A 22,773-nucleotide genomic window follows, 5' to 3' on the forward strand; every position below is an offset into this window, starting at 1 on the left:
GGCTCACCCGTGTGTCCCGAATTCCGCGGCGTTCTTCTGCGTCACCAGCACCACCGGCACCTTGACCGTCCGCGGCAGCTTCTCACCGCGGGCGGCTTTCAGCGCCCAGTCCACGGCCTGCCTGCCCAGGAGTCGCGGCTGCTGGGCGACGGTGGCGGTCAGCGTGCCGTCGCGGACCGCCGTGACGCCGTCCGGGGTGCCGTCGAACGCGACCACCTCGACGTCCTTGCCGGAGCGGCCGCCGAGCGCCTTGGCGGCGCCCAGCGCCATCTCGTCGTTGGCGGCGAACACCCCGGCGATGTCGTGGTGCGCCTGGAGCATGTTGGCCATCACGTCCATGCCCTTGGTGCGGTCGAAGTCGGCGGGCTGCCGGGCGACGACCTGGATGCCGGGGTACTTGCCGATGCCCTCCTCGAAGCCCTTGCCGCGCTCGCGGGCGGCGGAGGTGCCGGGCTGCCCCTCCAGGAAGGCCACCTTCCCCTTGCCGCCGAGGGATTCGGCCAGCGTACGGGCGGCGAGACGGCCGCCGGCGACGTTGTCGGAGGCGATGGTCGAGCCGACCCTGCCGCCGTTGACGCCGCGGTCGAGGGAGATCACCGGTACGTCCGCGCGGTTGGCGACGCCGACGGCCGGGACGGCGGCGTCGGAGTCGACCGGGTTGATGATGGCCGCCCTGACGTTCTGGCTGGTGAACGTCTCCAGCTGGTTGATCTGCTGGGTGGGGTCGTTCTGCGCGTCGGTGATGTTGAGGTGCAGGCCGCGGGCGTCCGCCTCGGCCTGTGCGCCCTCCTTGATGCCCACGAAGAACGGGTTGTTCATGGTGGACAGGGCCAGCCCCAGGTCCGTGTCGCCGCCGCGGTCGCAGCCGCTGAGGGCCGCCACCAGCAGCAGCGCGGCCGCTGCCGTCACACCCGTACGCCGCCTCATCGCGCGCTCCGGCGCCGCAGCGTGTCCAGGAGGACGGCCAGGGCGATGACCAGCCCGGTGGCCACCTGCTGCCAGAACGCCGAGACGCTCAGCAGGTTGAGGCCGTTGCGCAGGACGGCGAGGATCAGCGCGCCGATGAGGGTGCCGGAGGCCTTGCCGGAGCCGCCGGAGAGGCTGGCCCCGCCGATGACGACGGCGGCGATGGCGTCGAGTTCGTAGCCCATGGCGGCCTGCGGCTGGGCGGAGGTGAGCCGGGCGGCGAGCACGATGCCCGCGACGGCCGCGAACAGGCCCGAGAGGGCGTAGATGACGAGCTTGCGGCGCTTGACGTCGATGCCGGAGAGCCGGGCCGCCTCCTCGTTGCCGCCGATCGCGAACATCGCCCGCCCGGTGTACGTACGGGCCAGGATCAGCGCGGCGATCAGCCCCATCGCGATCATGACGAGTACGGGGACGGGCAGCCAGCCGCCGAGGGTGTCGCCGAGCGCGCTGACCGAGGCGGGGAAGGCGATCGGCGAACCGCCGGAGAGGACCAGGGCCAGGCCGCGGCCGACGGAGAGCATCGCCAGCGTGGCGATGAAGGCGGGCAGTCTGCCGTGGGCGACCAGCGCGCCGGAGGCCAGACCGGCCGCGGCACCGACGGCGAGGCCGAGCAGGACGGCCGTCCACACGGGCAGACCCCGGTCGGTGGCGGCCCAGGCGACGACGATGGCGGAGAGACCGGCGACCGAGCCGACGGACAGGTCGATGCCCGCCGAGACGATCACGAAGGTGACGCCGAAGGCGAGGATCGCGGTGACCGATGCCTGGACGCCGACGTTGAGGAGGTTCTGGCCGTTGAGGAAGTCCCGGGAGAGGACCGCCATGACGGCGGCCAGGGCTATCAGGCCGCCCAGCGGGCCGTTTCTCAGGACGGCCCGCGAGAACCACGGCCCCGGCCCGCCCCGGTCCGGTGCCCGCCCCGCCGCCTCCGCGGGGACCGCCTTCTTCAGCTCAGCGGACATCGAAGCTCTCCCCCGCGCTCTCGTTCGTGTTCCTGCCGGGCGCCCGGACGGCCAGTTCCATCACCGCGTCCTGCGTGGCCTCGCCGGCCGGCAGCTCACCGGCCAGCCGGCCCTGCGCCATCACCAGCACCCGGTCGCTCATCCCGAGCACCTCGGGCAGATCGCTGGAGATCATCAGCACCGCACGGCCCGCCGCCGTCAGCTCGTTGATCAGGCGGTAGATCTCCACCTTCGCGCCGACGTCGACACCGCGCGTCGGCTCGTCGAGGATCAGCAGCCGGGTGTCCGTCAGCAGCCATTTGCCGATGACGACCTTCTGCTGGTTGCCGCCGGAGAGCGTGCGGGCATGCTGCGCCAGACCGCTCATCCGTACCTTCAGCCGCTCGGCGACGGCGGCCGCCGCGCGCCGCTGCCCGCCCCGGTCGACGAACCCGCGGCGGGTGTCGCGGTCGAGGCGGGCGAGGGTGAGGTTGTCCTGGAGGGAGGCGTCCAGGACCAAGCCCTGGCCCTTGCGGTCCTCCGGGACGAGCCCGAGCCCGGCGCGCATCGCGGCCCGTACGTCGCCGCGGGCCAGGGTCCTGCCGTCGATCTCGACCGTGCCGGCGTCGTAGCGGTCCACGCCGAAGACGGCCCGTACCAGCTCGGTACGGCCCGCGCCGACCAGTCCGGCCAGGCCCACGACCTCGCCGGCCCGCACCTCGAAGTCGATGCCCTCGAAGACCGGGGCGGCCGCCGTGCCGCGACGGGCCCCGGTGGCGTAACGGGTCAGGCTGCGGACCTTCAGCAGCGGGGCGCCCGGCCCGTCGGGGCGGCGCCGCGGGTACTGCTCGGCGATGTCCCGGCCCACCATCAGACGGATCAGCTCGTTCTCGCCGGTGGCGGCGGGCACCTCGGCGACCGAGCGGCCGTCGCGCAGCACGGTGACCCGGTCGCCGAGCGCGCCGATCTCCTCGAGGTGGTGGGTGATGAAGATGATGCCCACGCCGGCGTCGCGCAGCTCGCGGACGACCCCGAAGAGCGTCTCGACCTCCCCGGAGGTCAGGACGGCGGTCGGCTCGTCCATGATCAGGACGCGGGCGTTCAGGCTGAGCGCCTTGGCGATCTCCACCATCTGCCGGCGGGCGATGCCCAGTTCGGCGACGGGGGTGCCGGGCGGGACGTCGAGGCGTACCCGGTGCAGGAGTTCCGCGGCGCCGGCCCGCATCGTCTTCCGGTCGACCAGCCCGAGCGCGGTGCGCGGCTGCCGCCCCAGGAAGATGTTCTCGGCCACGGTGAGCCCCGGGACGAGGGTGAACTCCTGGTGGATCGTGGCGATTCCGAGCCGTTCGGCGTCCTGCGCCGAGCGGATGTGCACCTCCTGGCCGTGCGCCGTGATCCGGCCCTCGTCGGGCCGGTGGACGCCGGAGAGCATCTTGATCAGCGTGCTCTTGCCCGCGCCGTTCTCACCGAGCAGGACGTGCACCTCACCGCCGCGCAGCGTCAGATCCACACCGTCCAGGGCGCGCACGCCCGGGAAGGACTTGGTCACCCCCTCCATCCGCAGCAGTTCGCGATCGCTGCCGCCCGGTACGTCGTCGTCGACGCCGCTCATACGCTGCCCTCGCTTCCTTCCGGTGTGCGTCCGGTGTCCGTGTGCGGGTACGGGCTGGGTCAGTGGGCGGGGGGCTCGCCGCAGGAGCGGCGGGTGACGAGCCGGGCGGGCAGCAGCACCGAGCCGGCCGGGCGCCCCTCGATGCGCGCCAGCAGGGTGTGGACGGCGACCCGGCCCAGTTCGCGGGTGGGCTGGGCGATGACGGTCAGCGGCGGATCGGTGTGCGCGAACCACGGCACGTCGTCGTACGACACCAGCGCGACGTCGTCGGGGACCCGCAGCCCGCGCGCCTTGAGCTCGTCCATCGCGCCGAGTGCCATCAGGTTGTCGGTGGCCAGCACCGCGTCGGGCCGCTGCGGCAGGTCGAGGAGGTCGCTCATCACCCGGCGGCCGCCGGTGTGCTGGAGGTCGTGGGCGGCGCCGACGCGTTCGTCGGGCAGGCCGATGCCGTGGGCGGCCAGGGCCGTACGGAAGAGGTCGAGGCGTTCGTCGCCGGTGGGGGTGCCGGCCGGGGCGACGATGATCGCGGGACGGCGGCGGCCGAGGGCGGCGAGGTGGGCGGCCAGATCGGTCATCGCGGCGCGGCCGTCGGCGCGTACGCAGGGGGCGTCGATGCCGGGCACGGTGCGGTCGAGGAGGACCAGCGGGGTGCCGGAGCCGACGACCTCGCCGAGCATCGCCGAGCCGGTGCCGGCCGAGCTGACCAGCAGCCCGTCGATCCGGCGGTCGAGCAGGGTGCGGATGTGGTCGTCCTGCTGCTCGGGGCGCTCGCCGGCGTTGCCGATGATCAGGCTGTAGCCGAGGCTGCGGGCCTCGTCCTCGACGGCGTCGGCGAGCTCGGTGAAGAAGGGGTTGGTCAGATCGCTGATGATCAGCCCGAGCGCGCCCGTGCGCGCGGTGCGCAGTGCTCGGGCCACGTTGTTGGGGCGGTAGCCCAGCTCCCGTACGGCGGCCAGCACCCGTTCGCGGGTCTCGGCGACCGGGCTGTGGCCGTTGAGGACCCGGGAAACGGTGGCGACGGAGACCCCTGCCCGCTCTGCCACGTCCTTGATGTTCGCCATGGCGCCGTTGCCATTCTGCTTGTGCCGTCCGCGTCGTCGCGGCCAACGTGTAATCGTTTTCGCGAGGCTCTAGGTAATCGATTACACGAGCTCGGCGTCAAGACGCCGCAAAGATGACCTGCGTCACAAAGACAGGGGGCCGCACCCCGGCGGGGTACGGCTCCCGGCCATGGTCACTGCCGTCAGGCGACGGTCAGCTTGACCTCGATGTTGCCGCGGGTGGCGTGCGAGTACGGGCACACCTGGTGCGCCTTCTCCACCAGCGCCTTGGCGGTGTCCGCGTCGACGTTCGGGATCGAGGCCGAGATCTCGACCGTGAGACCGAAGGCACCGGCCTCGGTCTTGCCGATGCCGACCTTGGCGGTCACCCGGGACCCGGACACATCCTGCTTCTCCTGGCGGGCGACGACGCTGAGCGCACCCTGGAAGCAGGCGCTGTAGCCCGCCGCGAAGAGCTGCTCGGGGTTGGTGCCGGCGCCGCTGCCGCCCTGCTCCTTGGGCGGGTTGACGATCACGTCGAGCTTGCCGTCGTCGCTGGCGACACGGCCGTCGCGGCCGTTCTCGGCGGTGGCGACGGCGGTGTAGACGACATCGACAGTCGGGATGGACATACGAAATCCTCCTGTGATTCGCCGCGACTCGCGCCCACGGATCGCGACGGCTTGCCGCTGAGCCTAACGGGCGCGGGCAAGGGGGCGGGGGGACGGGGTGTGGGCGCCCGCAGACCCGCCTCGGGGACTTCCGTCAGCCACGCCCGCGCCGCCGGTCCTCCTCCCCCGCCCCGGGAGCGAACGCCCGGGCGACGGCGAGGCTGTCTTCGTAGACGTGGTGACGGGTGATGAGGCCGTTGTCGACCGTGAGGTGCAGGGCGAAACGGGCGCGGTAGGCGTGGCCGGTGGGGCGGGCGGTCTGACGGATTTCGCCGAGCACGACGGCGTCGCCGCCGTCGACGAGGATGCGCTCGATCTCCGTGGCCGCCTGCCCGGGTATGTGGTGTTCGGCAAGCTCACGGTAGTGCGCGGCGGCGTCGGCGCGGGTGGAGCGGTGGCGGATCCAGGGGGTGGCGGTGCGGCCGTGCTCGTCCTCCGGCCAGTCCAGCTTCCAGTCGGCCCGTTCCGCGTACAGCTCGGCGATGCGCTCGGCGTCGCCCTCGCCGATGCGGCGCAGCAGTTCCTCCACCACAGCGCGGGTGGCGGCGGGCGCGGGGGTGGCGGCGGGTGACGGCATGGGTGCCCCTTTGGTCGGGAAGCCGCGTCAGGCCTGACGCGGGGAGAGCGTCATCCTTGCCCGCACCGGGGCGGACCGGCGATTACCTCCCAGGTAAGGGCAGGCACCCCGTGCACCGCGGCGGGGGTTCTCCGAGGCGGCTCGGAGAACCCCCAGGCCTGCCCCTGATCCTGACGTGGCGTCAGGCGTCGAGGCTCACGATCATCTTTCCGGTGTTCTCACCGCGGAGCATGCCCAGGAACGCGTCGACGGCGTTCTCGATGCCGGATACGGTCGTCTCGCTGTACTTCAGCTCGCCCGAGCGCACCCAGGACGACACCTCCTGGACGAACTGCGGGTGGAGAGCGCTGTGGTCCGATACGAGCAGACCCTGCAGGCGCAGCCGCTTGCCGATCACCAGGGCGAGGTTGCGCGGTGCCGCGGGCGGCTCGGTGGTGTTGTACTGCGAGATCATGCCGCATATGGCGACCCGGCCGTGCACGTTCAGGGAGCTGATGGCCGCTTCGAGGTGCTCGCCGCCGACGTTGTCGAAGTAGACGTCGATGCCGTCGGGTGCGGCCTTCTTGAGCTGCTCGGCGACCGGGGTGCCGTTCTTGTAGTTGAAGGCCGCGTCGAAGCCGTACTCCTCGACCAGGAGCCTGACCTTTTCGTCCGAGCCGGCGCTGCCGATGACGCGCGAGGCGCCCTTGAGCCTGGCGATCTGGCCGACCTGGCTGCCGACCGCGCCCGCGGCGCCGGAGACGAAGACGACGTCGCCCTCCTTGAGGGAGGCGACCTCCAGGAGGCCGGCGTAGGCGGTCAGGCCCGTCATGCCCAGGACGCCGAGGTAGCCGGAGAGCGGGGCGAGCGCGGGGTCCGCCTTGGTGGCGCGCGCCGCGTCCAGGACCGCGTACTCGCGCCAGCCCAGGCCGTGCAGGACGTGGTCGCCGACGGCGAACTTCTCGGAGCGGGAGGCGATGACCTCGCCGACCGCGCCGCCGTCCATGGGCTCATCCAGCTGGAAGGGCGGGACATAGGACTTCACGTCGTTCATCCGGCCGCGCATGTACGGGTCGACGGAGAAGTGGCGGTTGCGGACCACGATCTGGCCCTCGGCGGGCTCGGGGACCGCGGCCTCGCGCAGGGCGAAGTCGTCCGGGGTGGGCCAGCCGTGCGGGCGGGCGGTGAGGTGCCATTCGCGGCCGGTTGCGGGAAGTGCGGACATCAGCGCGGTCCTCCAGATTCTGCAGGGTGCTTTCGGTACATCGGCAGGTCGGCGCCTCGGCGCCTCGGACGTCAGTGGTCGGCGCCTCGGAACTCGGATGTACTTCAGATACCCAAATGATTCAGGTACTGAAACAATGATGAGCATCGATGTTTCATGTTGTCAAGCAATTGGGTACCCTAGGGGCATGACAACGCGCGCAGACTCCCTGACCGTCGAGGTCGTCGATCTCATCGGCACCGTCGTCGCCCGTTACCACGAGGAATACGAGCACGCCGCCGCCGAGCACGCCCTGACCGGCGCGCAGGCGCGGGTGCTCAGCCTGCTCCACATAGAGCCGCTGCCCATGCGCAAGGTCGCCCAGCGGCTGAAGTGCGAGCCCTCGAACGTCACGGGGATCGTGGACCGCCTGGAGTCCCGCGGTCTGGTCGAGCGCCGGCCCGATCCGGCCGACCGCCGGATCAAGCTCGCCGCGCCGACCACCGAAGGCACCCGTACGGCCGAGCGGCTGCGTGCCTCCCTCGACTTCGCGCGCGAGCCGCTGGGCCAGCTGACCGTCGCCGAGCGCACCCTGCTCAAGCAGCTGCTCCAGCGGATGCTGGGCATAGCACCGGAGCCGGAGGAGATAGCGGCGGAGCAGGCGACGGGAGGCGGAGTGGGTACCGGAGGCGGATTGGCCCAGGAACGGCGGGCGTGAATGTCCCAGGTGACCGGCCCGGATGCCCTCTAACCTGATCCGCATGACGTCCCAGAGCCCCCAGACCCGCCACACCGTCGACTTCTACTTCGACCCGATCTGTCCGTTCGCCTGGATCTCCTCCCGCTGGATCCTGGAGGTCGAACGCCACCGCGACCTGGACCTCCGGTTCCGGGTGATGAGCCTGTCGGTGCTCAACGAGGGCCGCGAGGATCTGCCCGAGAAGTACCGCGCGCTGCTGGAGGCGGGCTGGGGCCCGGTGCGGGTGTGCATCGCGGCCGCCCAGGAGCACGGCGAGAAGGTGCTGCGCGATCTGTACACCGCGCTCGGCACCCGGATCCACACCCACGGCCGCGAGGACACCGCCACCGTCATCGAGGAGGCGCTGGCCGAGGTCGGTCTGCCGGCCGAGCTGGCCCTCGCCGCCGGGCGGGAGGCGTACGACGATGCGCTGCGCAAGAGCCACCACCAGGGGATGGACCCGGTCGGCGAGGACGTCGGCACCCCGACCATCCACATCGACGGGGTCGCGTTCTTCGGCCCGGTGCTGATGGCGATTCCGCGGGGCGAGGAGGCGGTACGGGTCTTCGACGGCGCCCGCCTCCTGGCCGGTTACGACAAGTTCTTCGAGCTGAAGCGGACCCGTACCGGGGAGTTCGACTTCAGCTGACGGTGGCCCCGGGAGCCGGCGCCGCGGTTCCGGCAGCCGGATCCGTAACGGCCGGATCCGTAACGGCCGCGCCCTCCGCGGTCCGCACCCGCCGCAACAGCGCCACCGCCAGCACCGCCGCGCACACCATCACACCCGCCGCACCCAGCACCGCCGCGTGCATCCCGTCGACGAAGGCCGCGCGGGCCGCGGTCAGCAGCGCCGCGCCCGCCCGGCCCGGCAGCTGCCCGGCCACCGCTGCCGCACCCGCCAGCGTCTCGCGCGCCGCATCGGCCGCCGCCGCGGGAAGCCCGGCAGGCAGCAAATCGCCGATGCCGGACCGGTACTGCGCGCTGCCGACGGTCCCCAGGATCGCCATGCCCAGCGCACCGCCCAGCTCCGTGCCCGACTGCAGCACCGCCGAGGCGGAGCCGGCCCGCTCCGGCGGGGCGACGCCGATGGCCAGTTCGTTGCTCAGCGACATCACCATCATCAGGCCCGCGGCATAGACCGACGAGGCGACCATGACGTACCAGAGCGTCGAGCCCGGTTCGAGCCCGGACAGCCAGGCGAAGCCGCCGGCGGCGATGGCGAACCCCAGGCCGATGACGTACGCCCGGTCCATCCGCCGGGAGAGCGTCGCGGCCAGTGGCGCCATCCCGCCCACCGCGAGGGTCGGCACCAGGTTCCACAACGCGGCCTCGAGCGGGCTCATGCCCCGTACGGACTGCAGATACTGGGTGAAGAAGACCGCGCAGCCGACCAGCGCGAACATCGCCAGCAGGTTCATCAGCACCGAGACGCTGTAGCCGCGGTGCCGGAACAGCTCCAGGTCGAGCATGGGATGGCGGGCGGTGCGCTGCCGGCGGACGAAGGCCGCGGCGGCCAGCAGGCCGATGACCAGGGCGATGACGGGCAGCGCCGTCAGGCCGTTGCGGGCGATCTCCTTGATGCCGTAGACGCAGGGCAGCATGGCGAGGAGGGAGAGGAGCGAGCCGGGCAGGTCGAAGCTCCCCGCCGCGGGGTTCTTGAACTCCGGGAGCAGCAGCGGCCCGCAGACCAGCAGCAGCACCATCGCCGGGGTGTTGATCAGGAACACCGAGCCCCACCAGAAGTGTTCCAGCAGCGCCCCGCTGAGCACCGGACCGACCGCGATCCCGCCCATCGTGGCCGCCGACCAGATGGCGATCGCCTTGCCGCGCTGCTTGGCGTCGTGGAAGAGATTGCGGATCAGGGCGAGCGTGGACGGCATCAGGGTCGCGCCGCCGACGCCGAGCAACGCCCGTGCGGCGATGAGCATTCCGGCGCTCTGCGCATACGCGGCGATCCCGGAGGCGAGGCCGAAGAGGAGGGCGCCGGACAGCAGCAGCTTGCGGCGGCCGATGCGGTCGCCCAGCGCGCCCATGGTGATCAGCAGGCCGGCGAGGACGAAGCCGTAGACATCCAGGATCCACAGCTGCTGGACGCTGCTCGGTTCGAGTTCCGCGGTCAGGAACGGCACCGCGAAGTAGAGCACCGACACGTCCATCGAGACGAGGAGGCAGGGCAGCAGGAGGACACCGAGGGCGGTCCACTCCCGGCGGCCGGCCCGAGGTGTGTACGAAGTAAACGTCATGCTGGCACCGTAAGCAGCGGACGCTTACCGTGCAAACATGAAGCAGGAAAAGGGCGTTGGTCGTGCATCACACTAGTGCACCCAGCTAGCGCGGCGGCGTGAAAAGCGGCTGCACTGCTACCCTTGGAGCCACTGAACCGTCCCTCAACCGCTCTAGTGCACTAGTACGGAGGTCGCCCCGTGGACGAGCCCGCTCCGCCGCCCTACCGCCGGATCGTCGCCGAGATCCGGCGCCGTATCGACTCCGGCGAGCTGACGCCGGGCGACCGGGTGCCCTCGACCCGACGGATCACCCAGGAGTGGGGGGTGGCGATGGCGACCGCCACCAAGGTGCTGACGACGCTGCGCCAGGAGGGGGCCGTACGGGCCGTGCCGGGCGTGGGCACCGTCGTGGCCGAGCCGCAGCGGGCCGCCCGCACCGAACCGCCCCGCGGGCGCCGGCCGCGCGACACCGACACCGGGCTGAACCGCGACCGCGTCGTCCGGGCGGCGATCAAGGTCGCCGACGCCGAGGGGCTGCGGGCGCTGTCGATGCGCCGGGTCGCCGCCGAGTTCGGGGTGTCCTCGATGGCGCTCTACCGGCATGTGGCGAACAAGGAGGCCCTGGTGCTGCTGATGGCGGACGCGGCGTTCGCGGAGGTCCGGCTGCCCGATCCGGCGCCGGAGGGCTGGCGGGACCGGATGGAGGCGGGGGCGCGGCTGCAGTGGGCGCTCTACCAGCGGCATCCGTGGCTGGCGCAGTATCTGTCGATCACCCGGCCGCAGCCGATGCCGCGGGCGATGGCGCTGATCGAGTGGACGATGGCGCGGGTCGCGGGGGTGGATCCGGTGACGCTGATCCATATGGCCGTGACGCTGCTGAACTACGTACGGTCCACCGCCGCCGGCTTCGAGGACGACCTGGAGGCCGAGCAGGAGACCGGGATGGACCGGAACCAGTGGATGGCGTCCATGGAGCCGGCGTTCGAGGGCATTCTCCGGTCCGGTTCGTACCCCATGTACGCGGGGATCGACGGGGCCGGGGAGGGTGTGGTGACGCTGGAGACGGTGTTCGAGTTCGGGCTGGCGCGGCTCCTGGACGGCATGGAGGTGGTGGCCGGGCGCCGGACGGCGGCGGGGCCGGGACCGTCAGCCGAGCTCCCCGCGTAACCTCCGGGCCCGTAACACCAGCTCCAGCTCGAACCGGCGGTCCGGATCGTCCACCTCGCCGCCCCACAGCTCCCGTATCTGGCGCAGCCGGTAGCGCACGGTCTGGGGATGGACGCCGAGCCGGGCGGCCACCTCGGGGGCGCCGCCGCGGGTTTCCAGCCAGGCGAGCAGGGTTTCGGCGAGGCGGCGGGCGTGGGTGGGCCCGCAGCGGGTCAGCGGGGCGAGGCGGCGGCGGGTGAGGTCCTCGATCAGCTCCTCGGGGGGCAGCAGGACCAGCGCCTCGGTGTGCTCGGTGCACTGCAGCAGCTCGCCCGCGGGCAGCAGTCCGCGCTCCATCAGATCGACCGCGGCCCCGGCCCAGCGCAGCGACTTGGCGGCGTCCAGCAGCGGTACGGCGGGTCCGATGGCGCCCGACCAGCCGGCCGCGGCGCGCGCGAGCAGTTCGCGCCGCCCGGGGGCGTCCGGTTCGGGCACCACCATCCGCGGCCGTTCGCTCTCCATGTCCAGCAGGACGTCGGCGGCGACGGCGGGCGCCACCGCCTCGCGGGCCGGGCGCAGCAGGACGGCGACGGCGACGCGTTCGGGCAGCGGCCAGCCGATCCGGGCGGCGCGCTCGGCGAGCGTGGAGAACGGCCCGGCCGGCCCCGTACGCCCCGGCCGGGGCCGCCCGCCGCCGCGGCTGGCGAACAGCTGCTCCATGAGCCGGCGCTGCAACCGCAGCCGTTCCCCGGCCTGGCGGGCGGCGGCCTCGGCGTAGCCGCGTACGGATTCGGCGACCAGTCCGTCGAGATACTCGAAGCCCGACTCGGCGAGTTCGTACATCGCGGGTGCCGGGATGGCGACCTGCTGGCCGATCTCGGCGAGCCGGCGCCAGGCGAGTTTGACGCCGAGCCGGTAGATGGCCTGGAGGGCGTCCAGACTGCGGCCCTGGATGCCTTCGCCGCGGCCGAACTCCTGGAAGACCTGCGGGTGGACATGCGGACCGTCGAGGCCCGCCGTCATGTGCTCGACGAAGTGCTCGAGCGACTGGCGGATGCCGACGAGGGCCCGTGACTCCCCGAACTCGTCGGGCATCAGGGGGAGTTGGGGGAACTGGCGGCGGATCTCGCGCAGGATGTCCTCGGCCAGCGCGGGCACCTCGTCCAGGGCGAGGGCGGCGAACCGCCGTACGTGGCTGGGCGGGACCTCCCGCCAGGCGGAGCGTACGGCGGTCACCATGTCCTGGCCCTTCTCCGCATACCCGGCCCCTATTCGCCGGTCCGGCCGAAGGTCACCAGCGGCACATTGGGCTGCTCGGGGGTGGCGTCCAGGGCCGCGACGATGCCCAGCGCGGCGCCGACGGCGAGCGCGGCGGCGGCCAGTGCGGTCAGTGCGGCGGCGAGCGTCCGGTGCATGGCGCGGCGAACCCTTCGTCGGTGCCGGGGATCCTGGCCGGTCCCCGTCGGGGCAGGTACGGCACCCGGCGCGGCCCGGGGCGTACGGACCGGGTGCACGGGTCGGGCGCCGGGCGGGCCAGGACGGGCGGACCGCGGGGAACGGGCTGCTCGGTGCCGCGTCCCACAGCGCGGCACCACGGCAGTTCGTGGTGCCTGCCGAGTGTGGAAGGGCATTGACGCACTGTCAAGGGTTCGCTTACGTTCCCGGCCCATGGCGCCCAGGGTCTCTCCGGCGCCGCCGCACGTGCACCAGAGCGTGTTCCTTTCACCGCTTCCAGGAGTGCCCGTATGCCCGAATCCGGAAATCCCGCCACCCCCGCCACCGCCTCTGCCACCGCCTCGCCCCGCTCGCTGGTCCTGCTGGGGCTCGGGGTCTTTCTGCTGGTCCTGGCGCCCCTGCTGGCCTGGTACGTCGCCCCTCGGGCCAAGGTCACACCGGTCGATGTCGATGTCACCACCGTCTTCACCGGCACCGGCAGCTACTTCGACACCGACGCGCTGCGGACCGTGCGACGGCAGAAGATCACCATCACCCGGCATGTGCTGGGCGATGTCGCGGCGAGCGAGCGCAGCGGACGGGCGGTGTGGGATGTGTCCACGACGGTCGACACCCCGAAGACGCTGGCGCTGCGGGATCCCCGTAAGGCGTTCCAGTGGACCACCGAGCGCTGGGTCACCGACCGGCGCACCAATGCGCCGGTGCACTGCTGCGAGGAGGCCCCGGCCCGGTTCGACGGCGATGCCTACCTCAAGTTCCCCTTCGATCTGGAGAAGAGGAGTTACCGCTGGTGGGACAACACCCTGGGGGCCGCCGTGCCGCTCCGTTACGCCGGTACGAAGACGGTCCAGGGGTATACGGGGTATCGCTTCACGGGGACGGTGCCGGCCGCCAGGACGGGCAGCCGGCAGGTGCCGGGCAGGCTCGTCGGCCGGCCGCGGCAGGGGCAGATCCAGGCCGAGGAGTGGTATGCGAATTCCGGGATCGAGCTGGTCGCCGACCGCCGTACGGGCCGGATCATCGACGCCGCGATCTCGCCGCTGAAGACGCTGCGGGCCCCCGGTGGCCGGCGCGATGCGGTGACCCTGTTGCGCGGTGAGCATCTGCGGTTCACGCCCGCGACGCAGCGGGCGCAGGTGCGGCTGGCGCAGGCCGACAGCGAAAAGCTGGCGCTGGTGAGTGGGGTGCTGCCGGTGGGGTCCGCGGCGGCGGGCGGGGTGCTGGCGCTGATCGGGGTGGTGCTGGTGGTGCTGGGGAGGCGACCGGGCGGCCGGTCCTGAGCGAAGTGATGAACCGTCAGCCCAATGGGTCCGGGTTTTTGTCACTCCGGTGAGTAGCCCTGGCGCACGGCGCGGCGAAAACTGTCCACCCCACACCGGCACCACCCGCACCGGCACCACCGGACTTGCACCACCGGACCTGCACCACCGCACGTGCACCGCCCCCGCACCGCCTCGCACTCCTCAGCACGCAGTACGTCCCCCACCGCTGGTACCGCACCCTGAGACGAGTTGGAGCGCCCATGCCCCAGCACGTACAACCGTCCCCGCCACCCGTGCAGCCGTCCCCGCCGCTCGGGACCCCCTCCGCCCCCTCCCCCTTCGGCCCGTCCCCCTCCGGGCCGCCCCCGCTCCCCCGCCGTATCGTCTTTCTCGCCCGCCGCGACCTGGGCAACCCCGCCGCCGGCGGCTCCGAGCTCCTGGTGGACAGGATCGCCGACGGGCTCACCGCGCACGGCCACGAGGTCACCCTGCTGTGCGGCGGGCCCGCCCCCAAGCTCTCGGCTCCGCTCGAGCAGGGAGGTACCCCCGTCGAACGCAGCTACCGGGTCGTCTCGGCGGGCGGCGACGCCGGTCACTTCCTGCGCGCGCCCCGTCGGCTGGCCCGCCGGGCCGGCGACTGCGATCTGCTGGTCGAGGTGTGCAACGGGATGCCGTATCTGGCGCCGCTGTGGCACCGCGGCCCGACCCTGTGCCTGGTCAACCACGTCCATACGGACCTGTGGGGGATGCGCTATCCGGGACCCGCCGCCCGGCTCGGCCGCAGGCTGGAGCACTGGGCGCTGGCCGGGGCCCACCGCCGTAACCTGCTGGTCGCCGTCTCCGGCTCGACCGCGTCCGCGCTGCGGGCGCTCGGGGTGGAGCGGGACCGTATCCGCCTCGTCCACAACGGCGTCGAGGAGCCGGGACCGCTCGCACCCAAGGACCCCGAACCGCTCTTCCTGGCCATGGGCCGGCTCGTCGAATACAAGCGGATCGATCTGCTGCTGCGCCTGTGGGAGCGGGTCCGCCCGGTGACCGGCGGACGCCTGGTCATCGTCGGCGACGGCCCGGAGCGGGCGCGGCTGGCCGCGGCGGCCGGTCCGGGCGTCACCTTCACCGGCCGGATCTCCGAACAGCGCAAGCATCAACTCCTCTGCTCCGCCTGGCTGTTGCTGCACCCCTCGGTGGTGGAGGGCTGGGGGCTGGTGGTCATGGAGGCCGCCGCGCGCCGTACGCCCACGGTCGGCTTCGACATCCCGGGGCTACGGGACTCCGTCGAGGACGGTGTCACCGGGCTGCTGGCCCGCGGTGAGAGCGCGTTCGCCGCGCACTGGTGCACCCTCGCGCTCAGCGCCCGCCGCCGGGACGCCCTGGGACTCGCGGCGGAACAACGCGCCGCCCGCTTCCGGTGGAGCCATACGGTCGCCGACTTCCGGGCGGTCGCCGCGGAGGCGTTCCTCACCGCTCTCCCCGGGCGGTGAGGCCCCCGTGCGCGACCCTTCGCTGCGCAGGTCCTACACGCTCTTCCGCGCCTTCCTGCGGGAGCAGAGCGAACCGGAACACTGTTACACGCTGCTCGCCCGGGACGCCGCCGACCAGGTGGAGCGCCATGCCCCGCTGAAGGGCGCGGTGGTCGCCGATGTCGGCGGCGGCAGCGGTCACTTCACCGAGGAGTTCCGGCGGCGCGGCGCCACGGGCCTGCTCTTCGAGCCCGACACGGCGGAGCTGCACGCGCGCGGACGGGTGCCCGACGGTGCGGTGGTCGCCGACGGCTATCTGCTGCCGCTCGCCGACGGCGCCGCCGACATCTGCTTCTCCTCCAACGTCCTGGAGCATGTCGCCGACCCGGGGACGTTTCTGAGCGAGATGATCCGGGTCACCCGCCCCGACGGCCTGATCTATGTCTCCTTCACCAACTGGCTGTCCCCCTGGGGCGGCCACGAGACGGCGCCCTGGCACTACCTGGGCGCCGAACGGGCCCGCGCCCGCTACCGGCGGCGCACCGGCCGGCCCGCCAAGCACACCCTGGGCGAGAACCTCTTCGCCCTCCACATCGGACGCACCCTGCGCCAGGTACGTGCCCGCGACGATGTCGCCGTCCTGACGGCCCGTTCCCGCTATGCGCCGTTCCTCGCCGAGACCATCCCCCGCCTCCCGGGGGTCCGTGAAGTCGCCACCTGGAACCTTCTCCTCATCCTCCGGCGGTTGCCATGACCCAGACCCTGCGGCTCTCCCCGTCCCCCGGATCGCCCGGCACCGGCGGCACACCGACGCCGTCCCCGGCCGGCCCGCCACCGGGCGAACCCCGCCGCATGCGCTGGCTGTTCGCCTTCTGGGCGGTCACCCTGGCCGGGTTCCTCGCTCCCGCACCGGGCAAGATGACGTTCGAGACCAAGCTGGGGGTCACCACCGACCCCTGGAAGTTCCTCGGCGACCTGGCCCAGCTGTGGCACGACCGGGCGGGCTTCGGCGGTATCGCCGACCAGTACTTCGGCTACGCCTTCCCCGCCCTCCCGTACTACGGCGTGACGCATCTGGTGCATCTCCCCGTCTGGCTGGCCGAACGGCTGTGGATGTCGCTGATCGTCACGGCCGCCTTCTGGGGCGCGCTGCGGCTGGCCGAACGGCTGCGCTTCGGCACCCCGCCCACCCGGCTGCTCGCCGCCGCCTGTTACGCCCTGTGGCCCACCTTCACCATCGTCATCGGCTCCACCTCCGCCGCCGCGCTCCCCGGCGCACTGCTCCCCTGGGTCCTGCTGCCCCTGACGAACCCGCAGCTCAGCGCCCGTATCGCGGCCACCCGCTCGGCGCTGCTGATCCCCTTCATGGGCGGCGTCAACGCGGCCTCGACGCTGGCCTCGCTGTTACCCGCCGGCCTCTACCTGCTCTCCCGTACCGGGCCACGCCGCCGCAAGCTCCTCGCCTGGTGGCTGCCGGGCGTCGTCCTGGCCACCGCCTGGTGGGTGGTCCCGCTCCTCCTCCTGGGCATCCACGGCGAGAACTTCATGCCGTTCATCGAGCAGGCGGACACCACCACCGGCACCATGTCCGCCACCGAGCTGCTGCGCGGCGCCGGCAACTGGGTCGGCTACCTCAACTTCGGCAAACCCTGGCTGCCGGCCGGCTGGACCATGACGGCCAACTGGTTCGCGGTGCTGGGCTCGGCCCTGGCCGCCGCTCTGGGGCTGGCCGGTCTCGCCCGCCGCGATCTGCCCGAACGCCGCTGGCTGCTGCTGACCGTGCTCGCCGTCGCGCTGATCGCGCTGGCCGGATACGGCGGCGCCCTGGGCGGCCCCGCCCACGGGCTGTGGCAGGACTGGCTGAACGGCTGGCTGCGCCCGTTCCGCAACATCTACAAATTCACCCCCGGTCTGGCCCTGGCGCTCACCCTCGGGCTGGCACACCTCCTCACGGTCGTCACCGAAGGACGCGGCACCCGCCGAATCCCCTCCCGCCGCCGGCTCCCCCTCCTGACCGCCGTACTGCTCCTCCCCGCCCTCGCCCTCCCCTTCCTGACCGGCACCGTCCTCCAGCCCGGCGCCTTCACCAAGCTGCCCGGCCACTGGGAACGCACCGCGGGCTGGCTCAGGGCCCACAGCCCCCACAGCCGCGCCCTGGTCGTCCCCGCCACCGCCCATGGCATCTACACCTGGGGCTCCCCCATCGACGAACCCCTCGACGTCCTCGCCGCATCCCCCTGGGCGCAGCGCGACTTCGTCCCCTTCGGCACCCCCGGCGCCCGCCGCACCCTGGACGCCGTCGAACAGGCCCTGATGACCGGCGCCGAAGTCCCCGGCCTGCGCGACTACCTGGGCCGGGCGGGCATCCATGACGTCGTCGTACGCAACGATCTCGACCCGGACCAGATCGGGTACGTCCCGCCGGGGACCGTCAAACGCACCCTGGAGGCCTCCGGCTACCGCAAGGCCGCCGCCTTCGGACCGCTCACCACCAGCGGCCGGATCCCCGCCGGGGCGCCGCTGCAGATCCAGGGCCTCTATCCGCGCCAGCGCTCGGTCGAGATCTACCGGCCGGCAAACACCCCGGAGCCCGGCCCGGTCACCGCCAAGCCCGTCGCCGACACCGCACAGCTCAGCGGCGGCCCCGAAGCCCTGCTCCAGCTGTCCGCCGACCCCACGCTGCGCAACCGGCCCACCGTGCTGACCGGTGACCACCACCCGGGCCTGGGCACCGTGCCGCTCCAGCTGACCGCCGACGGCCTGCGCCGCGCCGACACCCGCTTCGGCCTGGTCAACAGCAATACGTCGTATACGTACACGGCCGGGGAGACCAACCACCCCGACAGCGTCCAGGACCCCGGCCGGCCGCCCCGGCAGATCCTGCCGGCCTCCGGCATCGAGCACCAGACCACGGCCGTGCTCCGCGGCGCCTCCTCGGTCACCGCCTCCACCAGCGGCAACTGGCTCTTCCACCTCCCCCAGTACGACCCCGTGAACGCCTTCGACGGCAACCCGGACACCGCCTGGGCGGAGGGCAGCGCGGGCGACCCCGTAGGTCAGTGGATACGTATCGCCTTCACCAAGCCCGTCTCCCTTCCGTCCTCGCTCTCCCTGACCCCGCTGCCCGGCGACGGTCTCCGGGCCGCCCCGACGTCCGTACGGATACAGACCGACCGCGGCAGCGCCGAGAGCCCGCTGCGGCCGGACGGCACGCAACAGCAGGTCAAGGCACCGGCCGGGACGACGACTTGGCTGAAGCTCACCATCCTCGGCTCCCAGACACCGCGGGCGGGGCTCTCCGGTGCGGGCTTCCGCGAGATCTCCGTACCCGGCGTCCAGGTCACTCGTCTTCTTCAACTCCCGGCGGATGCGCAGAGTTCCCGCAACGGCACGCCGAGTTCCGGTCAGGGGAGCAGGACCGGCGCGCCCGCCGAGACCTTCTCCCTGCACCGGGGCAGCGACCCGGGCGGCCTCTCCCCGGTCTCCGCCGAGGTCGGCCTGCACCGCCAGTTCCGTACGGACGCCGGCGCGTCCTACACCGTTTCCGGCACGGCGCTGGCCGTCCCCGGCACCGAACTCGACCGGCTGCTGGACCGGATCGCCCCCGAACAGAAGGACCGGATCACCGCCACCGCCGACTCCACCAGCTTCGGCTTCGGCCAGTCGCTCAGCCCGCGCAATCTCGTCGACGGCGATCTGACCACCGCCTGGATCGCGGGCGACCGGCCCACCCTGCACCTCCGCTGGCCGGGCAAGAAGAAGATCGACCAGATCGTGCTGGCCGCGGCCGGCGGCATCTCCACCCGGCCCGAACAGATCCTGGTCAACTCGCCGGACGGGGCGGCCACCGCCGGCGTCGACGAGAACGGCCAGGCCCGCTTCGACCCGATCACCACCGACCGCCTCGACATCACCATCAGCAAGGTCAAACCGCTGACCCTGCACAACCCGGTCGCGGGACAGGCCCTGCAACTGCCGGTCGGGCTCAGCGAGGTCTACCTCCCCGCGCTCGATGCATACCGCACCCCGCGGCCCCCCGCCGGAAAGCGCTTCTCGCTCGGCTGCGGCCAGGGCCCGATGCTCGCGGTCGACGGCGTGCTGCACGCCACCAAGGCCTCGGGAGACCTGCGTGACCTCACCGAACGGCGCCCGGTCACCGTGCAGTTGTGCGCCGGGGAGCAGCGCGACGGGCGGCTGGAGCTGCCGTCGGGGCGGCACCGGGTCGAGGCGGGCGACCAGGGCCCGCTGGCCCTGACGGACGTGACGCTGAGCAGGGGGCACACAACGGCCCCCGACCGGGCTGCGTCCCCTCGCAGGACAACTGTCAGGGACTGGGCGGGGGACCACCGTACGGTCTCCGTCGGCCGCGGCCGGGCCGTCTATCTGCAGATGTACGAGAACGCCAACGACGGCTGGCAGGCCACCCTCGACGGGCGGGCGCTGACCCCGGTGCGGCTGGACGGCTGGCAGCAGGGCTTCCTCGTCCCGGCCGGCGCGGGCGGCACCGTCGAACTGTCCTACGCCCCGGCGGCCGTCTACGACCTGGGGCTGATCGGCGGAGCGGCGGGCGTGCTGCTGCTCATCGCCTCGGCTCTGGTGCGGCGCACCCCGCGCACCCCGCCGCCCGCCCCGGTGGCGCCGCCCGCGCCGTCGTGGGTGCTGGGCGTGGTGGCGCTCACCGCGGTGGTGGCCATGGCTTCCGGGCCGTTCGCGGTGGTGGTGCCGTTGCTGGCGGTGGTGGCGCGGTTCCGGCAGCGGCTGCTGGCCCCGGTCGCGTTCGCGGCCATGGCGGGCGCCGGCCTCACGGCGGCCGTCGGGGCGGGTGAGCCGGTCGCCGCGGACCGGGGGGCGTTCAGTGCCGTTGCGCAGGGGTTGGCGCTGGTGGCGCTGGCGGCGGCGGTGGTGACGGTGCCGGGGGTGTCCCGGACGGACGCGGCCGCCGGTGCGGATCCCGGTCCCGGGGACGCCCCGTATGCCCCACCGGCCCCGACGGCCCTGCCCCCGCTCCCCCGGCGCGACCGGGACCCGGCACGGCCCGGGCCCGACGGACCGTCCGGGCCCGTCGGGCGACCCATCCAGGCCAGGGGGCGGGCACCGGGCGGCGGCCCCCACTGGGCCGACCGGCGGCGGCCCGCCGGGCCGCCGCGCAACGGGGAGGAAACCGACCGATGACCGCACTGCACCAGCCACCCCGGCAGGAGCCGGACGGCCGGGACACCGCCCCCACCGGTGCCCCGGCCCGCCGGCCCACCCTCACCCGGGTCCCCTTTCCCGTCGTCGACGAAATCTCCCGGCACTGCCTCCAGGACGACGAACCGGAGACCGTCCATATCGAGGTGCACCTCCCGGGCCGGACCAACCACGACCGCCTGCGCACCGCGTTCCACCAGGCGCTCCTCCGCCACCCCCGCATCCTGATGCGCCAGGCCCCGGCCCACTGGTGGCGGCGCCGCTACGAATGGCAGCTCACCGCCGCCCCGGACGCGGACCCGGTCGTCTTCCCGCCCCCGGGCCCCGACGCCCTCGTACGCGCCCGGGAGCGCGCCCTCACCGACTGCCCGCCCCTGGACGCCTCGCCCCCGGTCCGTCTCGAGGTGATCGAGCACGGCCCGGACGCGGCCAGCGGCACCGTGCTGCTCCTCACCCTCAACCACACCGCGCTGGACGGCCCGGCCTGCCTCCGCGTGCTGGCCACCGCCGCCGAGCTGTACGGCGGCGCCGACAACTCCCCCGCCCCGCCGCCCGTACGCGCCATCGGGCCCCGTACGCACCAGTCCGGCCGCCCCGCTGCCGCCGCCCGCCCCGACAGCAACGCCCCGGCCACCGGGCACCGCCTCACCCGCCCGGCCCGGATCGCCCCCGACAACGCCACGCCGACGCCTGCCGACGGGCCTGCCCACGGCATACCGCTGCGCACCAACGGCATGCTGATCACTGAACTGCCCGTCCCGGCCAGACCCGCCCGGATCGACGGCCAGGCGCCGTACACCGTCAACGACCAGCTTCTCGTCGCCACTTCGCTCACGGTCGCCCGATGGAACCGGCTGCACGGCAGGCCCACCACCCCCGTGGTCATCACCATGCCCGTGGACGACCGGCCGCGCGGCAGCGAGATGCCCATCGGGAACGGCACCCGGCTGGTCACGGTGGGCTTCGGCCCGGAGGAGCGCCGGGACGCCGAACTGCTCGCGGCCGACCCGCCCGACCCCGGAGCGGTCGCCCTGCTGCTGCGCCGTACGGCCGACCGCACCCGCGCCCTCAAGTCCACCCATGGCCATCAACTCGGCCTGACCGGACGGCTGTTGACCGCCCCTCTGCTGCCCGTCGGGGTACGGGGCGCGGTCACCCGTGCACTCCGCACCGCCGCCGCCCCCTGGACCTCCACCACCCTCCTGTCCAACATCGGCCGTATCCCCTATCCGCTCGACTTCGGCGACGCCGGGCGGCCGACCGCGGTGTGGTTCTCCGCCCCGGCCCGGATGCCGCGGGGGCTGACCGTGACCACCGTCTCGGTCGGCGGCCGCATCCAGCTCGCCCTGCGCTGGTCGCACGCCCTCCTGGACGACGCGGCCGGCACCCGGCTCGGTGCCCTTTTCGCCGGCTCCCTCGCCGCCTCCGAAGGAGACGTCCGATGACGCCCCGGCCCCGCACCCCCACCCCCACCCCCACCAGCGCCGCGGCCCGGCCGCCTGCCGGACTGCGGGACTTCTACGAGGACCCCGCAGTCCCCGTCGCCTCCGGCACCGCGCGCAGCCGGCGCCAGGCCCAGCTCCTGGCCCGCGCGCTCGGCCCCGTACGCACCGGGGCGCCGGCCGCGACGATCCTGGACATCGGCTGCGGCGACGGCACCGCGGCCGCCACCGCGGCACAGGTCCTGGCCGGGCACCGTCTGGTGGGCGTCGACTGGTCCCAGGACGCCCTGCGCCGCGCCGGGACCCGTATCCCTTATGCCATCCGCGGTGAACTGACCGACGGCGGGCTGCCGTTCGCGACCGGCTCGGCCGATGCCGTTCTCTTCAGCGAGGTCATCGAGCATCTCGTCGACCCCGACGCCGCCCTGGACGAACTGCACCGCGTGCTCCGCCCCGGCGGCCACCTGATGCTCTCCACCCCCAACCTGGCCGCCTGGTACAACCGGGGACTGCTGCTCGCCGGAATCCAGCCCGTCTTCTCGGAGGTGAGCCTGCGTCATATCCACGGCCGCCCCGGCACCCAGGTCGTCGGCCATCTGCGCCTCTACACCGCCCGCGCCCTCCGCAGCTTCCTCACCGCCTCCGGCTTCGACGTCCTGCGCCTTGCCGGAGCCCCCTACCACGACGTACCCCGCCCCCTGCGCCCCCTCGACCGCGCCGCCTGCCACCTCCCGTCCCTGTCCTCCATCCTCCTCACCCACGCCCGCCGAAGAAGCCGGCCCGCAACAGAAGGCCCACTACAGAAGGCCGGGAACTAATCACGCTCCGTAATCGTTGCCGTGAAGAGGAAGGAGGCAGGGA

General features: G+C 73.1%; 17 protein-coding genes and 1 pseudogene. 9 read left to right on the forward strand and 9 right to left on the reverse strand.

Annotation, left to right across the window (positions count from 1 at the left end; translation table 11 throughout):
- Positions 1-3: 3 nt before the first annotated feature.
- The 6 genes and pseudogenes from ADL29_RS45830 to ADL29_RS36890 all read right to left on the reverse strand — a co-directional run bounded on the left by ADL29_RS45830 (position 4) and on the right by ADL29_RS36890 (position 7,014).
- Positions 4-1,931, reverse strand: a pseudogene (locus ADL29_RS45830) (ABC transporter permease/substrate-binding protein).
- Complete coding sequence (locus ADL29_RS36870) at positions 1,921-3,522, reverse strand: sugar ABC transporter ATP-binding protein (RefSeq protein ID WP_053927859.1); 1,602 nt, start codon at positions 3,520-3,522, stop codon at positions 1,921-1,923. The pseudogene ADL29_RS45830 and the gene ADL29_RS36870 overlap by 11 nt, the downstream one beginning before the upstream one ends.
- A gap of 59 nt (positions 3,523-3,581) precedes the next feature.
- Positions 3,582-4,583: a LacI family DNA-binding transcriptional regulator gene (locus tag ADL29_RS36875; protein WP_046928182.1), complete on the reverse strand. Its 1,002-nt coding sequence runs from the start codon at positions 4,581-4,583 to the stop codon at positions 3,582-3,584.
- A 182-nt stretch (positions 4,584-4,765) separates the two neighbouring features.
- Complete coding sequence (locus ADL29_RS36880; protein ID WP_046928181.1) at positions 4,766-5,194, reverse strand: organic hydroperoxide resistance protein; 429 nt, start codon at positions 5,192-5,194, stop codon at positions 4,766-4,768.
- A gap of 133 nt (positions 5,195-5,327) precedes the next feature.
- Positions 5,328-5,810: a nuclear transport factor 2 family protein gene (locus tag ADL29_RS36885; RefSeq protein ID WP_053927860.1), complete on the reverse strand. Its 483-nt coding sequence runs from the start codon at positions 5,808-5,810 to the stop codon at positions 5,328-5,330.
- 181 nt (positions 5,811-5,991) lie between these two features.
- On the reverse strand, positions 5,992-7,014 hold the full coding sequence (locus ADL29_RS36890; protein ID WP_053927861.1) for an NADP-dependent oxidoreductase: 1,023 nt from the start codon (positions 7,012-7,014) through the stop codon (positions 5,992-5,994).
- A gap of 187 nt (positions 7,015-7,201) precedes the next feature.
- Between ADL29_RS36890 and ADL29_RS36895 the strand changes: the two genes are divergently transcribed.
- The gene (locus ADL29_RS36895) at positions 7,202-7,711 is read left to right on the forward strand and encodes a MarR family winged helix-turn-helix transcriptional regulator (RefSeq protein ID WP_053927862.1); all 510 of its coding nucleotides are present in this window, start codon (positions 7,202-7,204) and stop codon (positions 7,709-7,711) included.
- A 43-nt stretch (positions 7,712-7,754) separates the two neighbouring features.
- Positions 7,755-8,381 carry a mycothiol-dependent nitroreductase Rv2466c family protein gene (locus ADL29_RS36900; protein ID WP_053928060.1) on the forward strand — a complete coding sequence of 209 codons (627 nt, stop codon included), beginning with the start codon at positions 7,755-7,757 and terminating at the stop codon, positions 8,379-8,381.
- Here the strand turns inward: ADL29_RS36900 and ADL29_RS36905 are convergent.
- Entirely contained in the window at positions 8,374-9,975 is a 1,602-nt protein-coding gene (locus ADL29_RS36905; RefSeq protein ID WP_053927863.1) for an MFS transporter, read from the reverse strand. The two genes, ADL29_RS36900 and ADL29_RS36905, sit on opposite strands and share 8 nt — an antisense overlap.
- 180 nt (positions 9,976-10,155) lie before the next feature.
- Between ADL29_RS36905 and ADL29_RS36910 the strand changes: the two genes are divergently transcribed.
- Entirely contained in the window at positions 10,156-11,124 is a 969-nt protein-coding gene (locus ADL29_RS36910) for a TetR/AcrR family transcriptional regulator C-terminal domain-containing protein (protein ID WP_053927864.1), read from the forward strand.
- Here the strand turns inward: ADL29_RS36910 and ADL29_RS36915 are convergent.
- Together ADL29_RS36915 and ADL29_RS44335 are read right to left on the reverse strand one after the other, a co-directional pair.
- Positions 11,104-12,342, reverse strand: coding sequence for a PucR-like N-terminal domain-containing protein (locus ADL29_RS36915; RefSeq protein ID WP_078971566.1), 1,239 nt, complete (start codon positions 12,340-12,342; stop codon positions 11,104-11,106). The two genes, ADL29_RS36910 and ADL29_RS36915, sit on opposite strands and share 21 nt — an antisense overlap.
- A 29-nt stretch (positions 12,343-12,371) precedes the next feature.
- Positions 12,372-12,518: a hypothetical protein gene (locus ADL29_RS44335; RefSeq protein WP_169795288.1), complete on the reverse strand. Its 147-nt coding sequence runs from the start codon at positions 12,516-12,518 to the stop codon at positions 12,372-12,374.
- Positions 12,519-12,848: 330 nt separating this feature from the next.
- Here ADL29_RS44335 and pgfA point away from each other — a divergent pair, with 330 nt between their 5' ends.
- The 6 genes from pgfA (at position 12,849) to ADL29_RS36945 (ending at position 22,730) form a co-directional block, all read left to right on the forward strand.
- Positions 12,849-13,838, forward strand: a complete 990-nt coding sequence (gene pgfA / locus ADL29_RS36920) for a cell envelope lipid trafficking protein PgfA (protein WP_053927866.1) — start codon at positions 12,849-12,851, stop codon at positions 13,836-13,838.
- A gap of 242 nt (positions 13,839-14,080) precedes the next feature.
- Positions 14,081-15,301 (forward strand): glycosyltransferase family 4 protein, encoded by a 1,221-nt coding sequence (locus tag ADL29_RS36925; protein WP_053927867.1) that lies wholly within the window; start codon positions 14,081-14,083, stop codon positions 15,299-15,301.
- A gap of 7 nt (positions 15,302-15,308) precedes the next feature.
- Positions 15,309-16,034, forward strand: a complete 726-nt coding sequence (locus ADL29_RS36930) for a class I SAM-dependent methyltransferase (protein ID WP_046928172.1) — start codon at positions 15,309-15,311, stop codon at positions 16,032-16,034.
- Positions 16,031-20,452: an alpha-(1->3)-arabinofuranosyltransferase domain-containing protein gene (locus ADL29_RS36935; RefSeq protein ID WP_053927868.1), complete on the forward strand. Its 4,422-nt coding sequence runs from the start codon at positions 16,031-16,033 to the stop codon at positions 20,450-20,452. The genes ADL29_RS36930 and ADL29_RS36935 overlap by 4 nt, the downstream gene beginning before the upstream one ends.
- The gene (locus ADL29_RS36940; RefSeq protein WP_053927869.1) at positions 20,449-21,915 is read left to right on the forward strand and encodes a condensation protein; all 1,467 of its coding nucleotides are present in this window, start codon (positions 20,449-20,451) and stop codon (positions 21,913-21,915) included. The genes ADL29_RS36935 and ADL29_RS36940 overlap by 4 nt, the downstream gene beginning before the upstream one ends.
- Positions 21,912-22,730: a class I SAM-dependent methyltransferase gene (locus ADL29_RS36945; protein ID WP_053927870.1), complete on the forward strand. Its 819-nt coding sequence runs from the start codon at positions 21,912-21,914 to the stop codon at positions 22,728-22,730. Before ADL29_RS36940 ends, ADL29_RS36945 begins: the two co-directional genes overlap by 4 nt.
- The last annotated feature ends 43 nt before the right edge of the window (positions 22,731-22,773 follow it).

The sequence above is a fragment of the Streptomyces chattanoogensis genome (assembly GCF_001294335.1).
Taxonomy (GTDB): Bacteria; Actinomycetota; Actinomycetes; order Streptomycetales; family Streptomycetaceae; genus Streptomyces; species Streptomyces chattanoogensis.

Excerpts from the sequence above, each read along its gene's own strand:
- ADL29_RS36875 (WP_046928182.1), bottom strand. The coding sequence starts at position 4,583 with ATGGCGAACATCAAGGACGTGGCAGAGCGGGCAGGGGTCTCCGTCGCC.
- ADL29_RS36945 (WP_053927870.1), top strand. The coding sequence starts at position 21,912 with ATGACGCCCCGGCCCCGCACCCCCACCCCCACCCCCACCAGCGCCGCG.
- ADL29_RS44335 (WP_169795288.1), bottom strand. The coding sequence starts at position 12,518 with ATGCACCGGACGCTCGCCGCCGCACTGACCGCACTGGCCGCCGCCGCG.
- ADL29_RS36905 (WP_053927863.1), bottom strand. The coding sequence starts at position 9,975 with ATGACGTTTACTTCGTACACACCTCGGGCCGGCCGCCGGGAGTGGACC.
- ADL29_RS36885 (WP_053927860.1), bottom strand. The coding sequence starts at position 5,810 with ATGCCGTCACCCGCCGCCACCCCCGCGCCCGCCGCCACCCGCGCTGTG.
- ADL29_RS36935 (WP_053927868.1), top strand. The coding sequence starts at position 16,031 with ATGACCCAGACCCTGCGGCTCTCCCCGTCCCCCGGATCGCCCGGCACC.
- ADL29_RS36895 (WP_053927862.1), top strand. The coding sequence starts at position 7,202 with ATGACAACGCGCGCAGACTCCCTGACCGTCGAGGTCGTCGATCTCATC.
- ADL29_RS36915 (WP_078971566.1), bottom strand. The coding sequence starts at position 12,342 with ATGGTGACCGCCGTACGCTCCGCCTGGCGGGAGGTCCCGCCCAGCCAC.
- ADL29_RS36880 (WP_046928181.1), bottom strand. The coding sequence starts at position 5,194 with ATGTCCATCCCGACTGTCGATGTCGTCTACACCGCCGTCGCCACCGCC.
- ADL29_RS36870 (WP_053927859.1), bottom strand. The coding sequence starts at position 3,522 with ATGAGCGGCGTCGACGACGACGTACCGGGCGGCAGCGATCGCGAACTG.
- ADL29_RS36925 (WP_053927867.1), top strand. The coding sequence starts at position 14,081 with ATGCCCCAGCACGTACAACCGTCCCCGCCACCCGTGCAGCCGTCCCCG.
- ADL29_RS36900 (WP_053928060.1), top strand. The coding sequence starts at position 7,755 with ATGACGTCCCAGAGCCCCCAGACCCGCCACACCGTCGACTTCTACTTC.
- pgfA (WP_053927866.1), top strand. The coding sequence starts at position 12,849 with ATGCCCGAATCCGGAAATCCCGCCACCCCCGCCACCGCCTCTGCCACC.
- ADL29_RS36940 (WP_053927869.1), top strand. The coding sequence starts at position 20,449 with ATGACCGCACTGCACCAGCCACCCCGGCAGGAGCCGGACGGCCGGGAC.
- ADL29_RS36890 (WP_053927861.1), bottom strand. The coding sequence starts at position 7,014 with ATGTCCGCACTTCCCGCAACCGGCCGCGAATGGCACCTCACCGCCCGC.